Source organism: Collinsella sp. AF23-2, from assembly GCF_003459245.1.
Taxonomy (GTDB): domain Bacteria; phylum Actinomycetota; class Coriobacteriia; order Coriobacteriales; family Coriobacteriaceae; genus Collinsella.
This window is the reverse complement of the sequence record NZ_QRVG01000027.1, coordinates 1-14,457: the sequence shown is the minus strand read 5'-3', so window position 1 is coordinate 14,457 and position 14,457 is coordinate 1. Positions and strand designations below refer to the sequence as shown.

The following is a 14,457-nucleotide window of genomic DNA, read 5'->3' as shown; positions in this document are numbered from 1 at the left end:
GCACTGACTAAGCAGGGCATACAACACAAAACGAGGGACGACCCAACCGGACCGTCCCTCGTTTATTGCATGCCAGCTTTACACGCAGCGCTTACTTGACCACCAGGTTGACCAGCTTGCCGGGCACGCAGATGGCCTTGACGACCGTCTTGCCCTCGGTCCACTTGGCGACAGCGACCTCGGCGGCAGCCTGCATCTCCTCGTTGGAGGCATCGCGGGCTACGTCGATGCGGCCACGAACCTTGCCGAGCACCTGCACGACAATCTGCACCGTGTCCTCGATGGACTCGGCCAGGTCGAACTCGGGCCAGGCGGCGGTATAGGCGTTGCCCTCGCAGCCGAGTGCCTCATGCCACAGCTCATCGGCCCAGAACGGGCAGATGGGGGCAAGGACGCTCACGATGTCCTTAGCCACGCCGTAGCACAGGGCCTTGTCGCGCGCGGCACCCTCGGTGGCGTTGAGGTAGGCGCTCGCCGCGTTGACGAGTTCCATGACGGCCGAGATGGCGGTGTTGAACTGGCCGCGATCGAAGTCCTCGGTGCACTTGGCGATGGTCCGGTGACGCTCGCGATAGAGCTTCATCGCAACCTCGTCGAGCGCGGACTTGTCGAAGGCCACGTTGGCGTCGCCGGACTGGACGAGCTGCCACACGATACGCCAGGCGCGCTTGATGAAGCGGTTGGCGCCCTCAACGGCCTTGGGATCCCAGTCGAAGTCCTTCTCGGGCGGGGCGATAAACAGGATCGCCAGACGCATGGTGTCGGCGCCGTAGGGCTCGATGACCGAGCTCGGGGGCACGACGTTGCCCTTGGACTTGGACATGGTGTCGCCGTTCTCGTCCTTGACCATGCCCTGGCACAGCAGGTTGGTGAAGGGCTCGTCCACACTCAGCAGGCCCAGGTCGCGCAGTGCCTTGGTAAAGAAGCGGCTGTAGAGCAGGTGCAGGATGGCGTGCTCGATGCCGCCGATGTAGTTATCGACGGGCATCCAACGGTCGGCGGCTTCGCGGGAGAAGGGCAGCTCGGTGTTGTGCGGGTCGGTATAGCGCAGGTAATACCAGCTGGAGCAGGTAAAGGTGTCCATGGTATCGGTCTCGCGCTTGGCCGGGCGGCCGCAGACCGGGCAGGTGGTCTCGTAGAAGTCCTTGCACTCGGCAAGCGTCTCGCCGGCACCCAGGTCCAGGTTCTCGGGCAGCGTCACCGGCAGCTGATCCTCGGGCACGGGCACGATGCCGCAGTGCTCGCAGTGGATGGCCGGGATGGGGTTGCCCCAATAGCGCTGGCGGCTGATGAGCCAGTCGCGCAGGCGGAACTCGACCTTGCGACGACCGCAGCCCATGGCCTCGAGGTCGGCCACGATGGCAGACTCGCCCTCGGAGTGCTTACCGCCGCGCATGCCGGTGTACTTGCCCGACTGGACCAGCGTGCCCTCGGCAGCGTGGGCGCATTCCCAGTCGACAGTCTCGGCATGGAAGGTATCGATGGTCTCGCCGCTGGCCTCGACGGCAGCGCGATCATCGTCGTCCAGGATGATCGGCACGATCGGCAGATCATACTTGCGGGCAAACTCAAAGTCGCGCTGGTCGCCGCAGGGAACGGCCATGACGGCGCCGGTGCCGTAATCGGCCACGACGTAGTCGGCAACCCACACGGGGACCTTTTCGCCGTTAACGGGGTTCACCACGTAGCGGCCGGTAAAGGCACCGTGCTTCTCGAGAGTGCCCTGGGCACGCTCGACGGCAGAAATGTGCTTGGAGTCCTCAACGATCTTGGTGACGGCCGCCTCGTACTCCGTGCCCTCGACGAGCTCGTGCAGACGGGCGTACTCGGGAGCCAGGACAAAGAAGGAGACGCCAAAAAGGGTATCGGCGCGCGTGGTGAAGACGGTGATCTTGCCCTCGTCGCCCTCGATGGGCTCGCCATCGGCGTCGCACAGGGTAAAGTCGACCTCGGCACCCTCGGAGCGGCCGATCCAATTGGCCTGCATCTGCTTGACGCGCTCGGGCCAGCCAGGGAGCTTCTCAAGGTCATCGAGCAGCTCCTGGGAGTACTCGGTGATCTTGTAGTACCACTGCTCAAGGTCGCGCTTCTCGGGCTCGGTGCCGCAACGCCAGCACTTGCCCTCGGTCACCTGCTCGTTAGCCAAAACGGTCTTGCAGGTGGGGCACCAGTTAACCGGATTCTTCTTACGATAGACCAGGCCCTTTTCCCACATCTTCTCAAAGATCCACTGGCCCCAGCGATAGTAGTCGGGGCTGCAGGTCTTAACGGTGCGATCCAGGTCGTAGGAGAAGCCCATGCGCCTCATCGTGGCGAGCGCCTGGTCCATGTTCTTATACGTCCAGGCGGCAGCCTGCGTGTTGTGCTTGATGGCGGCGTTCTCAGCGGGCAGGCCAAAGGCGTCAAAGCCGATGGGGTGCAGCACGTCAAAGCCGCGCATGCGGGCCTGACGGGCCATGGCATCGCCGATGGTGTAGTTGCGCGCGTGGCCCATGTGTAGGTCGCCCGACGGATACGGGAACATCTCGAGCACATACTTCTTGGGCTTGGTGGCGTCGGTGTCGACGGCAAAGAGGTTCTCGTCGTCCCACGCCTTCATCCACCGGGACTCAATGGCCTGCGCGTCGTAGGCGGGGATCTCATCCTTATGATCTGTGCAATCGCACATATCAGCTCCTTTGTTAGCTGGGTTGGGGCGGGGCGTTCTTACCTTTACTCGCTGCTGCGGACAGTCCTGCTCGCACGAAGAGCACATTAAGTGCTCTTCGGCTCGTGCGGAACTTGCAGCGAGCAAAGATAAGAACGCCCCGCCACATCGTTAACTCGACTGATGATAGCAAATACAACAAGCGAGATGCCTGCGACTTGCAGGCATCTCGCTTTATCTAAATAACGTGGTTGAGGCTCAACCTTTATGTGCAGGTCTTATCTTATCGATACGTTACGCTCTGTTGGGAGTCCTTGACTACGACGTCGTGGGCTCCGCCTTCGACGATCGAGGTCGAGCTTACCAGGGTCAGGCGTGCCTTTTCCTGGAGCTCGGGGATCGAGAGGGCACCGCAGTTGCACATCGTGGACTTGACCTTATAGAGCGTGCCGCCCACGCCGTCCTTGAGGGAGCCGGCGTAGGGAACGTAGGAGTCAACGCCCTCGACAAAGCTGAGCTTCGCGGCGCCGCCCAGGTCGTAGCGCTGCCAGTTACGGGCACGCGCAGAACCCTCGCCCCAGTACTCCTTCATGTACTGGCCGTTGACGTTGACGCGCTCGGTCGGGCTCTCGTCAAAGCGGGCGAAGTAGCGGCCCAGCATCATAAAGTCGGCACCCATGGCAAGGGCGAGCGTCATGTGGTAGTCGTAGACAATGCCGCCGTCGGAGCACACGGGCACGTAGACGCCGGTCTCCTCATAGTACTCGTCACGGGCGCGGCAGACGTCGATCAGCGCGGTGGCCTGGCCACGGCCGATACCCTTGGTCTCACGGGTGATGCAGATGGAGCCGCCACCGATACCGACCTTGATGAAGTCGGCACCGCAGTCGGCCAGGAAGCGGAAGCCCTCGGCGTCGACGACGTTACCGGCACCGACCTTGACGTCCTCGCCGTAGTTGGCGCGGATCCACTCGATGGTGCGCTTCTGCCACTCGCTGAAGCCCTCGGAAGAGTCGATGCATAGGACGTCGGCACCGGCCTCGATGAGCAGCGGCACGCGCTCGGCATAGTCGCGGGTGTTGATACCGGCGCCGACCATGTAGCGCTTATCGCCGTCGAGCAGCTCGTTGGGGTTGGTCTTGTGGCTGTCGTAGTCCTTGCGGAAGACGATGCCCATGAGGTGATCGTTGTCGTCGACAATGGGCAGAGCGTTGAGCTTGTTGTCCCAGATGACGTCGTTTGCAACCTTGAGGCTGATGTTCTTGTCGCCCACGATGAGCTGCTCGCGCGGGGTCATGAACTCGGCGACCTTCTTCTGGTGGTCATCGCGGCTGGGGCGATAGTCACGGCTGGTAACGATACCCAGGAGCTTGCCCTTGGGGGTGCCGTCGTCGGTAACCGGCATGGTGGAGTGGCCGGTCTTCTCCTTGAGCTCGATGACCTGCTCCATGGTCATGTCGGGGGTCAGTGTGGAATCGGACTGAACGAAGCCAGCCTTGTGATCCTTAACGGCCTTGACCATAGCGGCCTCGGACTCGGGGGTCTGGGAACCGTAAATGAAGGACAGGCCACCCTCGGTAGCGAGCGCGACACCCATGTCGACGCCCGAGACGGACTGCATGATGGCGGAAACCATGGGGATGTTCAGGGTGATTGCCGGCTTCTCACCGCGCTTGAAACGGGTTAGCGGCGTCTTAAGAGAGACGTTGTTGGGGATGCACTGCGAGGACGAGTAACCAGGAACCAGCAGATACTCCGAAAACGTGTGGGACTCACCGGGAAAGAACGTAGCCATGTTTCTCCTTTTTCCATGCGACCGGTCGGCTGCAGGCCTCGTAGGACCCAGCCCAACCTTGGGCGCCCAATACTGGGGAAGTATCTTAACGCACTTTGACTGCTACAATGCATGATTTAAGAAGAGCACACGAGGGTTTGACGCAGGCTTTGCGTTTGCCCAGCAAACACTTTAGCGGAAAGACGTGGAGCACATGGAGTACAAGACGACGGCAAAGTTGGTCATTCAAGCGTGCGACAAGGATCTGCCGGGTGTGTTTGGCCATGGCTGCGTCTTGCTGCTGCAGGGTATTGCCCGCGACCACTCGCTCAACCGTGCCGCCAAGAGCATGGGCATGGCGTATTCCAAGGCTTGGCGCATTGTGAACGAGGCTGAAGGGCAGCTAGACTGCAAGCTCATCGAGCGCGACGGCGCCCGCGGATCATCGCTCACCCCCGCCGGCAAGCGCGCCATCGAAGTCTACGAAACCCTGCAGGCAGAAATCAACGACGTCATAGCAACCCGCGCCGACGCCCTCATCGCCAGCATCAAAGAGTAGCTAATTTGGGACGGGGCTTTTTAGCCGCACAATCTCTTCTCATAAGTTGCGGTGAAATAGGGACTTATGCGGTTAAAGCCGTAAATCAATCCATATTTCACCGCAACTTATTGAGTCGAGGATGATTTAGCTAGTTGCGGAGGGCGTTGTCTAGGGTGGACGCTACGACCAGGGGGTCGTCGGTGCCGGCGAAGAGGCGGATGGTGCTCCCCTGCTTGCCGCGTGGGGCCGAAAGGCGCGTTGTTGGGCCGCCGGCAGGCGATGTGCGGAATTCGTCCGGCAGCATGCTGAAGAATTCGCCCGCAATGTAGCCCATCAGGTCAAACTCTACTGCCGGGCCAAAACCGTGCTCCAGGATGCCAGTCGCGATGGCATGGTCGGGATGCGAGGTCAGCCCGGGATAACGCACGTTGCGCACCATCTCATTGGCAGCCAAATACTCGGCCAGCGCACGTGCACGGTCGAAGTGTTCCTGCATGCGGGTGTCGAGTGTGTCGAGCTCGTGCTCTAGAACCTCAGCCTCATCGGAGGACAAGTCGAGCGCAGCCAATCCGCAGCCCTCAAGCAGGACATGCGCGCGCTCGGCAGCGGCATCCACGCGATGGCGCTTGAGCTGTGAGCGTGCCACCGAAGCGGCAACGAGCTTGCGCGGAGCCTTGCCGGCGCACGCGCGATCGAGCGCCTCGAGCGACAGCGCAGCACCCAGCCGCAGTGGATCGCAGCCAAAAGCCGACGCCACCGTGTTGTCCACAACCAGCAGCGCGTGCGACTCACGAGACGCGCGGCCCAGAGCGCGAAGGTCGGGCACACGCAGACCAAACCCGCCGATGGAGTTGACGAACCACCACAGGTGCGGCCCCTCGGCATCAAACGAAGCATCAAAGCCCTCGGACGCAGCAGCAAACGCCGCAGCCGCGGGCTCCCCCACCAGCGCAACATCGCAGCCATCAAAGCCGCAGGCAAACACATCGGCAAAGTCGTCCGCAAAGGCCACCAAGCGATCGCCGGGCCGCACAATCCCCAGCATCGACAGCGCCGCCGGCACATGCGAGGCCGAGACAAGACGCGCCTCACGCGCACCGGCCCTCAAAGCCCAAGCCTCTTCTAGCTGCTGTACATCCACACGGCACCGTCCCTTCAAAACAAAAACCCACGATGCGGGTGTTTCCCGCATCGTGGGCAACGGCTGCAGTATAGCGCCGATATGCGGCGAATCGCTAGATGTTGAGCGCGTGGTAGGTCACGCTCGCGCCGACGGCGTCAACGGTCACGCCATAGGCCTCGGGATAGATGCGCGTCGAAAACACGAGCGCGCCATCGTTTACAAACACCTCAACCGAAGAAGCGTCGCCGACGATGCGTACGTTTCGAACCTCGTCGACCGGTTCCCAACGCACCGCGCGACCGCAGCCGGCCGCCGTACGGGCCTCGTCGGTAAAGCGCATCTCAAAGCGCGCGGGCAGTTCACCCTCGGCGGGCACAAACGCCAGCTTCAGCTCGCCATCAACGGTCGCACTAAAAGCGCCGTCGACACCGGCAACAATAACGTCAAAGCAGGTATCGCCGGCAACCTCCAACGAGCCCTCCCCCACACGCACCGAGGCATAATGGTGCTCGATCTCGCGCGCCGGCTGCTGCAGTACCACGCCGCCAGCACCGACCGTAAGCTCACGCGGCACCGTCATGCAGTGCTGCCAGCCGCACGCCACGGTGGGGTCGTTGCCATAGGTCGGCTTATCGGGCATGCCCATCCAGCCGATTAGAATATGGCGACCGTCCTCGGCCGTGAACTCCTGCGGCGCATAGAAGTCAAAACCTGCGTCCCACAGGCGGAACTCGCCCAGATCATAAGCGTCCTTGCCAGCCGTAATGTCACCCGTAACGGGCATGTAGCCCGCTGCATACACATTGCCGCGGTCCCAACGACCGCTCTCGAGCCCTTGGGGAGAGAAGGACAGCCACTTCGCCGGTGCACCGCCTTTCGCATCGAGCTCGATATAGCTGGGGCACTCCCACATAAAGCCAAAGCGCTCGGGCGTAGACACGCGATTCTCGAGCTCCCAACTAAGCATGTCAGCCGAGCCGTACACCAAGATCTCGCCCACATCGCGACCGGCACCCTCGCCATGCATGGCGCAAAAACGGCTCTCGACATGCGGACCGTCGACGCGACGACGCGCGCCCAGCACCATGTGATAACGCCCGTCCACGTCACGCCACACCTTGGGGTCGCGCACATGGCAGGTCAAATCCTCGGGATAATCCTCGGAAGTCAGCACCACACGCTTGGCGCCGAACGCCTGGCCGTCGGTGCTCTCCACATAGACGGTATCGGCTCGTCGACCGGTATTGACGTAATCGTACGTGCCGTCCGCATCGGAAAGCTTAACGTTGCCCGTATAAAGTACGCGAATGCGACCGTCTTCGGCAAGCGCGGAGCCCGAATACACACCGTGACAATCGAACGACTCGTCGGGCAGCAGCGGGGCGCCAACGTAATCCCACGTCATAAGGTCGCGACTCGTCGCATGGCCCCAGACCTTAACGCCACCCTCGACATCAAAGGGCGCATATTGAAAATAAGCGTGGAACACGCCGCCCGCTTGGCAAAGACCGTTGGGGTCGTTGAGCCAACCCGCCGGCGGCATAATATGGAAGTGTTGGCCATACGCGCCATGACCACACTCAGAGGCGGCAGCATCAACCGCGGCAACCAACTTTGCAAGGTCGCGACCAAGTGCATTAGACATATCAAAGTCCTAACGGATCGAAAGTAACAAGGCACCAGAGATCGGCACCGGATACGGGAAACGCCCGCGAGCATACAACCCGCGGGCATCCCCTCAATCAAAAGCTCTTACGCCTGCTCGGAAGCCTTGGGCTCATCCTTGTACAGGACAAACGAGACGGCAAAGGAAACCAGCGCGGCAACCGCAAACATGATCGCATACTGCACGGGCTGGGCCAGGCACAGCAGGATACCGAAGATACCGGTAACGCCCGTGCCGGAGGCAGCCAGCGAAGTAAGCGCGCAGACCAGGGCACCGCAACCACCGCCGATGCAGCCGGCGATGAAGGGCTTAAAGAAGCGCAGGTTCACACCAAAGATGGCAGGCTCGGTAATACCCATGAAGGCGGACAGGGCCGAAGGAAGCGCCAGGCCCTTGATCTTGGCATCGCGGGTCTTAAAGGCAACGGCGAGTGCGGCACCACCCTGGGCGATGTTAGCGGCACTGGCGATGGGCAGCCAATAGGTTACGCCGTACTGGGCGAGCTGACCCAGGTCGATGGCGGTGTACATCTGGTGGATACCGGTAACGACCGTGGGGGCATAGAACAGGCCGACGATAAAGGAACCGATACCAAAGGGCAGGGTGAGCAGGGCCTGAATCAGACCGAGGATGGCGTTCTCGGCCCACACGAAGATGGGACCGACGGCAACGAAGGTCACGAGCACGGTAACGAACACCGAGACGAGCGGGGTCACAAAGAGGTCGAACATCTCGGGGACAACCTTGTGGAGACGCTTCTCGAGGAAGGCGAGTATGGCGCAGGCGATAACGATGGGGATAACGTGGCCCTGATAACCGACCCACTCAAAGCCGTACACGCCGGGAATGACGGTGACCATGGTCTGCACGCCCTCGGAGGCAACCGTGTAGGCGCTCTGCAGCGAGGAGTTGATGAACGCACCTCCGACGACGGCGCCCAAATACGGGTTAGCGCCAAAGGCCTTAGCCGCGGAGTAGCCGATCAGGATCTGCAGAATGCCAAAGGACGTGCCCGAGACCAGGTCGGCGATCTTGTAGATAAAGTTATTGGTGTCGAGCGCGATAAAACCGTTGGAGGCCATAAAGTTGAGCGCGCTCATGATTCCCAGCAGCAGGCCCGAAGCCACGATGGCGGGGATGATGGGGACAAAAACGTCGCCGAGCACCTTAATGGCACGCATAAAGATGTTCTGCTGCTGTGCCGCGGCCTCCTTAACCTCGGCTTTGGTGGCAGCCTCGACGCCGCTAAGCGCGATGAACTCTTCGTAGACCTTGTTGACGGTGCCAGTGCCAAAAATAATCTGGAGCTGGCCTTGGGCCTCAAAGACGCCCTTGGCGCCGTCGATATTCTCGATGGCCTCCTTGTCAACCTTGGCGTTATCGGCAATCACCAGGCGCAGACGCGTGGCGCAGTGTGCGGCCGAAACAACGTTGTCGGCGCCACCGACGTTGTCGAGCACCTCTTGGGCTGATTTGCGGTAGTCCATGACTTCCCTTTCCTCCAACGGGCGCATCTGCACCCGGCCATCTTTGACACTTACACTGTAATCGTTTTCAGTTATATATAGCTGTAATCGTTTTCATTAGCGGTAAACGGTAGATATTTGACGGTGAAAGGTGGTTTTGAGCCAAAAACAGGGAATCAAAGGCCGGCAGACATGCCCAAAGCCTAGACATTCATCAGCTGATGTCCGAGCTTGAGCGTCTTGAGGCCGCTCTCCCCCTCCACGCCATCGAGCGTGTTGAGCAACATATTGGTCGCCTCGACGCCACTGGTCAGGTAACCGTAATGCACGGTGGGAATGCCGCCCGTCAGCGCGCGCAAAAATGCGTTGTCGCCAAAACCGCTCACGCGACGCACGCCCTCGCCCATGCCGCGCGCCTCGTCAAGAGCGCGCAGGGCGCCGGCCGCCATAGTGTCGGTCGCGCACGCGATAAACGAAACATCCGGCACTTCGCCCAGCAGCTCGCGCGACGCACGATAGCCGGAATCGAGGGTAAAGGACCCGCAGCGAATCAAATCGGGATCGAGCACAACGCCCGCGGCGCCCAGACCAGCTTCAAAACCACGACGACGGTCGTAACCGGCGGCACGGTCTTCCTCGGTAACACCGATATAGGCAATCTTGCCCTCAACATGCGTCGCAAGCGCCTGGCCCAGCTCAAAGGCAGCCTCGTAATCGTCATGGTAGACGCAAGCCGCGCCCTCGACGTTTTGGCCGATCAGCACAATGGGTACACGGCAAGACGCAATGGCCGCACGGTGCTCATCGGTAATCATGGTTGCCACGAGCACGATGCCATCGACCGGGTGGTTCTGGAACAAGTCGAGATACTCGAGCTCGCGCTCGGCCACGTTGTCAGTATTCGCGAGCAGCATCTGGTACCCGCGGCGACCGAGCACCTGACCGATACCCGCAGTAATGCGGCTCACGGATTCCGAGTTGATCTTGGGCACGATGACGCCGATGAGCTTGGTGGAGCCGGTGCGCAGCGCGCGGGCCTGGTTGGACCGCACGTATCCGGTCAGCTCAATCGCCTGCTTAATGCGCTCGGCCTTGTCCGCCGAGATATATCCACCGTTGAGGTAGCGCGAGACGGCGGCGCTCGAAACGCCCGCTAGCTCGGCCACATCTTTCATCTTTACCACGAGCACCCCTTTATCTTGCAATCGTTTGCACCATCATACCCAGCCCAAGTCGGCATAATAAATCAATTTAAACCGAACCAAATATGCCCATCCTGGTCGAGCAAACGTCAGCGAGCGGGCAGCTGCCGTGGCGAGGTGCCGCGAAAGAGGAGCGAAGCGTACTTCATGTACGCGAGCGACGGTTTGAGCGGCAGATCGCCCGGCAGATGCCCGCGCAGCGTCGAGCGGTCCGGCGTTCGTTAGAACACCGGAACATAGTTATCCATGATACTCGCCGTTGTACTGGATGAGGGTCAGGTCCTCAACGCCATCGAGCGTGCGAATCGCGTCGGCATAGGGCATGTCCACGCCGTCCGAGAATACCTCCACGGCCATCTCGACTTTGTCGCCGCGCATAGTCTTGGACTTAACGGTGAACTTGGTGCGCCCAAATGCACGCACGATATCGTCGCCGGTGGTCTGGCCCGTGTAGTGAATGACCATCATGTACACGCGCGACTTGTCCTGGTGGCTCGCAAAGCCGGCGATCATCACCACGATCACCACCGCCGTGAGCCCCACGAGCGCATACATGCCGGCGCCGGCCGTAATGCCCGTGGTAATAGCCCAAAACAGATACAGCAGGTCGAGCGGGTCCTTGACCGCCGTACGATAGCGGACAATAGACAGAGCACCGACCATACCGAGCGAGATGACCACGTTCGTCGAGATCGCGAGCGTGACCATGCAGGTGAGCACGCACATGCCCACGAGCGTCACGGCAAAGCTGCGCGAATACACCACGCCGGTAAAAAAGCGCTTGTACACGTAATAGATCAGGATGCCCATGGCGAGCGCCACGAGCAGCGAAAGGCCGATCTTGGCAGGGTCGACCTGGCCAAACGCCTCCAAAACGGAGTTCTTAAAAAAGTCCCTGGTGCTCATGGTCTAAATATCCCCTCGGTTCCCAAAATCCGATTCCCAGTAGTTAAATCCGCGAAGGTAGGCGGTCTTGTCGTAGCACAGGCAGTACTTGGAGACCGCCGTAAGCTCGACTGCGCCCGGCGGCACCATATCGCGCACCAGCTGCGGGCAAAACTCCGTAAACTTGACCTCCATCACCAGCTTGCCGGGCTCCAGGACCGGCAGCGCGGGCAGCGTCGCGTCAAAGATATCGAAGCTTCCCACCGCGGCACGCACGTTCATGTCAAACGTAATGCGCACGGTGCCCTCATCCATCACCCACGGCTCGCGCTCGTAGTCCACGATGGTCCGCGGGCGCATCATGTTGCAGATGCACTCGATGTAGAACTCGCGGCAGAGCGGATAGGGGCTCCTCAGCAAAAAGTCGTAGTCGCCGGCCAGAATCTGCTCAAACTCGCCGCGCGTGAGCGGCGCGTCCTCCTTGTAGATCCAGCTGCCGAACTTCTTTTTGCGCTCGAGCTTAATCACCTTGTCGCTGCCGTTATAGATGCGCACGCGATACTTTTTGCGCATGAGAATACCGGCGTCTTTTTCCTCGTAGGCCGAGTTGCAGTAGTCGTCAAAATACAGGCTGCGAATGGTGTAACCACCCGCCCGCGCATGCTTGTCCAGTTTAAAAACCGGCGCCATGCGACAGGCAAGCGCGGAGTGCTCGCCCTCGTTAATGAGATATTTGAGCTCGTGGCGGTAACGCTCCTGCGTGGTACGCACAGGCGGAGCCGCCAAGCGCTCAAGCAGCGCGCTAGCCCTCCTCATACGTGTCCTCCACGACCTTACCGCCGTCTTGCACGTAAAAACACTTCATGCCGTAGTGCTTGCCGTCGTCGGTCACATAGTAGTCAAACGCATCTTGCCTATAACCGTCGGAGTTGGTGGCACGCACGCGCACAAAATACTGGCCGGCATCGGGCGCATCGCAGGTCACCTCGGGAAGCAGCACGTCCTCGGCCTTAAAGACCACGTCGCTAATGGCATAGTCACGAGCAAGCTCCACAGTGTAGCGAATGTCGCGCGCCTCAAAGTCGTAGGACGCATCCCAGTTAATACGCAGCTTACCGTTATCGATCTGCGGCACGCCGATGTAGAACGGCATGGGCTTTTTAAAACTCTCGCGAAAGCTCTTGTAGTTCTCCTCGATCTCGGAGGGAATCGCCGCGGCGATCTGCTCGTATTGGTCCTTGGTGACAGGCAGATGGTCGATATCGGGCGAAGCAAAGACTAGCGATTCAGTAACCTCGCGGTAGTGCTTGATCATCTTGCTCAGGCATGCCTCGGTCATATACGAACGCAGGTCCTTGACGGCGCGGTCGAGCTCGCTGCGGAACGATTTGCTGCGCAGCGCACGATTGAACAGTACGTTGCCCCAGTAGTTGCTTGCACCGCGCTCCCAGCTCGCGTAGTCCGAAAACCCGGTAAGAGAAAGCTCCAGCTTACGCAGCATGCCGTCGTTATCCCAATCTAAAAAGTACCAGGTATTTGAGTTGAGAGGGCTGTACAGATAGCAGTTACGGTTCTGCGTATCGCAGTTGCCCGTCAGGATCTGAAACGCCAGCCAATAGACCAGATTTTCGGTATCAAAGTAGGTGTCGAGCACGTCATCGATCTTTTGCGATTCGTCGTTGAGTGCATCGAGCATCTCGATGAGCTTGGTGTGGTCCGAATCGCCCTTAATCTCGAGCATGCCCTCAAAGCTTGCCTGGTTGTAGTCGGGATCGTCGGCGAGCTTAATGGTGTCCTCGTAGCGATGGTAATCGAAGCTGTTCACCTTATACAGATGCCCGTTCTTATCCAAGCCGTGCGCCTTAAGCGCCGTCTTGTTGAGCTGCTCCACCTGCGTAAACAGGCCGTAGTCCTCAAAGGTGTCGTTGGACTTTTCGGTCTGGTCGCACACCCACAGATGCACAAACTGTGTGCGCAGGCCCATCATCTGGGGAATCCCACGGATAAGGTCGTAGGCCATCTTGTTGCGAAAACGCATACCCTCGCCCATGTGCTTGTTGAGTGCAATCGCGCGCTGTTGGCGCCAGGTACCCTTGCCCTTTTTGAGCTCCACCTTGTAATTCTTTTGCGAGTTCATGCTCGATGTCTGACCTCGCACCTGCACGGTGGCATTGGGCGCTTCCTCGCCATAGCCAACCTCGCCGGCCACCGGGCCGTCTTCGTCGCCCGGCTGCAGCAGGCCCATAACCTGATAGCGCGTCACGCCCATGTCGGCATAGTCATACACCGAGTACGTGTTGATCTCGGCCCAACTGTGGTCGGTATTCTCGGAGCTGTTGCCGCGCGAGACCGTCAGATACATGGTCACAATACCCGAGTCGTCGTAGACCTCGTACAGCTCGTCTTTATCGCGCAGGTGCTTGGACTGGTCGGAGGCCTCGGCCTTTTTAATCTTGTCCTGCTTTTTGACCTTTTTAGTCGAGGATTCGTCCTGAGACGAACAGCCCGAAAGCAACAGCGCGCCGGCAGCCGCCTCGATCAGGCAGCGGCGAGACATCAACTTATCGATCATCAGAACCTCCCCAATGTTTTTGATACAGGCGAACCACCATACGTTCAAACGCACTGCGCGGCTCACCGCCCGCGCGCTTGTCCTCGTAGCATTGCTCAACACGGTCGAGCACCCGGCCAAGTTCGGTAAACCAGCCCGTCTTGTCGGTCGCCACAATGGGCTGCTGGCTCAGGATACGATACGGCAAGTTGGCGGTATAGGTATCGAGCCGCAGCAGCGCCACGATAAAAAACACCGCCGCACCCAACAAAAAGCCAAAGCCGTAAAACTGCTGCGGCAAAAGCAACGACACGGCAGTCGCCAGCCCGGCCACACTGGCAAACAGCCCCGAGGCCAGCACGGCCCCCTTGTAGTCGGTAAAGTACAGCAAGATGAGCATCACCGTATTGCCCACGGCATACAGGCCATAGCCCACGCACAGAGTACGAAAATACCCGTGCATCAGGTTGATAAAGCCCAGCGGTAGGGCCGAGAGCACCGTGGTCTCGAGCGAGATGACCGCCGCGGTCACAAACAACTGTTTGAGCGCGCAAAAGCGCAGTTCGCTCATATGACCCAATCCGCTGTCAAGAGCCACAATG

Annotated in this window: 11 protein-coding genes; 1 reads left to right on the top strand and 10 read right to left on the bottom strand. The window is 60.1% G+C overall.

Annotated elements, in window-relative coordinates; genetic code table 11:
- Window positions 1–91 precede the first annotated feature (91 nt).
- Both leuS and DWY03_RS08980 read right to left on the bottom strand, forming a co-directional pair.
- Window positions 92–2,668, bottom strand: a complete 2,577-nt coding sequence (leuS, locus tag DWY03_RS08985) for a leucine--tRNA ligase (protein WP_117840555.1) — start codon at window positions 2,666–2,668, stop codon at window positions 92–94.
- A 262-nt stretch (window positions 2,669–2,930) separates the two neighbouring features.
- On the bottom strand, window positions 2,931–4,442 hold the full coding sequence (locus tag DWY03_RS08980; RefSeq protein ID WP_117840553.1) for an IMP dehydrogenase: 1,512 nt from the start codon (window positions 4,440–4,442) through the stop codon (window positions 2,931–2,933).
- Between the two features lie 193 nt (window positions 4,443–4,635).
- On the opposite strand from DWY03_RS08980, the gene DWY03_RS08975 reads away from it, so the two are divergent.
- Window positions 4,636–4,980, top strand: a complete 345-nt coding sequence (locus tag DWY03_RS08975) for a winged helix-turn-helix domain-containing protein (protein ID WP_117774283.1) — start codon at window positions 4,636–4,638, stop codon at window positions 4,978–4,980.
- 130 nt (window positions 4,981–5,110) lie between these two features.
- Here DWY03_RS08975 and DWY03_RS08970 read toward each other — a convergent pair whose 3' ends face one another.
- The 8 genes from DWY03_RS08970 to pelG form a co-directional block, all read right to left on the bottom strand.
- Window positions 5,111–6,103 carry a PLP-dependent transferase gene (locus DWY03_RS08970; RefSeq protein ID WP_158558650.1) on the bottom strand — a complete coding sequence of 331 codons (993 nt, stop codon included), beginning with the start codon at window positions 6,101–6,103 and terminating at the stop codon, window positions 5,111–5,113.
- Window positions 6,104–6,197: 94 nt separating this feature from the next.
- Complete coding sequence (locus DWY03_RS08965; RefSeq protein ID WP_117840548.1) at window positions 6,198–7,730, bottom strand: glycoside hydrolase family 32 protein; 1,533 nt, start codon at window positions 7,728–7,730, stop codon at window positions 6,198–6,200.
- 107 nt (window positions 7,731–7,837) lie between these two features.
- A complete protein-coding gene (locus DWY03_RS08960) occupies window positions 7,838–9,238 on the bottom strand; it encodes a PTS transporter subunit EIIC (protein ID WP_117840546.1) in 1,401 nt (466 codons plus the stop codon).
- A gap of 182 nt (window positions 9,239–9,420) precedes the next feature.
- The gene (locus DWY03_RS08955; protein WP_117840568.1) at window positions 9,421–10,392 is read right to left on the bottom strand and encodes a LacI family DNA-binding transcriptional regulator; all 972 of its coding nucleotides are present in this window, start codon (window positions 10,390–10,392) and stop codon (window positions 9,421–9,423) included.
- A gap of 267 nt (window positions 10,393–10,659) precedes the next feature.
- Window positions 10,660–11,325: a DUF4956 domain-containing protein gene (locus tag DWY03_RS08950; RefSeq protein ID WP_117840544.1), complete on the bottom strand. Its 666-nt coding sequence runs from the start codon at window positions 11,323–11,325 to the stop codon at window positions 10,660–10,662.
- Window positions 11,326–11,328: 3 nt separating this feature from the next.
- Window positions 11,329–12,120 (bottom strand): polyphosphate polymerase domain-containing protein, encoded by a 792-nt coding sequence (locus DWY03_RS08945; RefSeq protein ID WP_117840542.1) that lies wholly within the window; start codon window positions 12,118–12,120, stop codon window positions 11,329–11,331.
- Entirely contained in the window at window positions 12,107–13,876 is a 1,770-nt protein-coding gene (locus DWY03_RS08940; RefSeq protein ID WP_117840540.1) for a CotH kinase family protein, read from the bottom strand. The genes DWY03_RS08945 and DWY03_RS08940 overlap by 14 nt, the downstream gene beginning before the upstream one ends.
- A partial coding sequence (pelG, locus tag DWY03_RS08935) for an exopolysaccharide Pel transporter PelG (protein WP_233506809.1) occupies window positions 13,866–14,457 on the bottom strand: 592 nt, incomplete at its 5' end. The genes DWY03_RS08940 and pelG, both read right to left, overlap by 11 nt.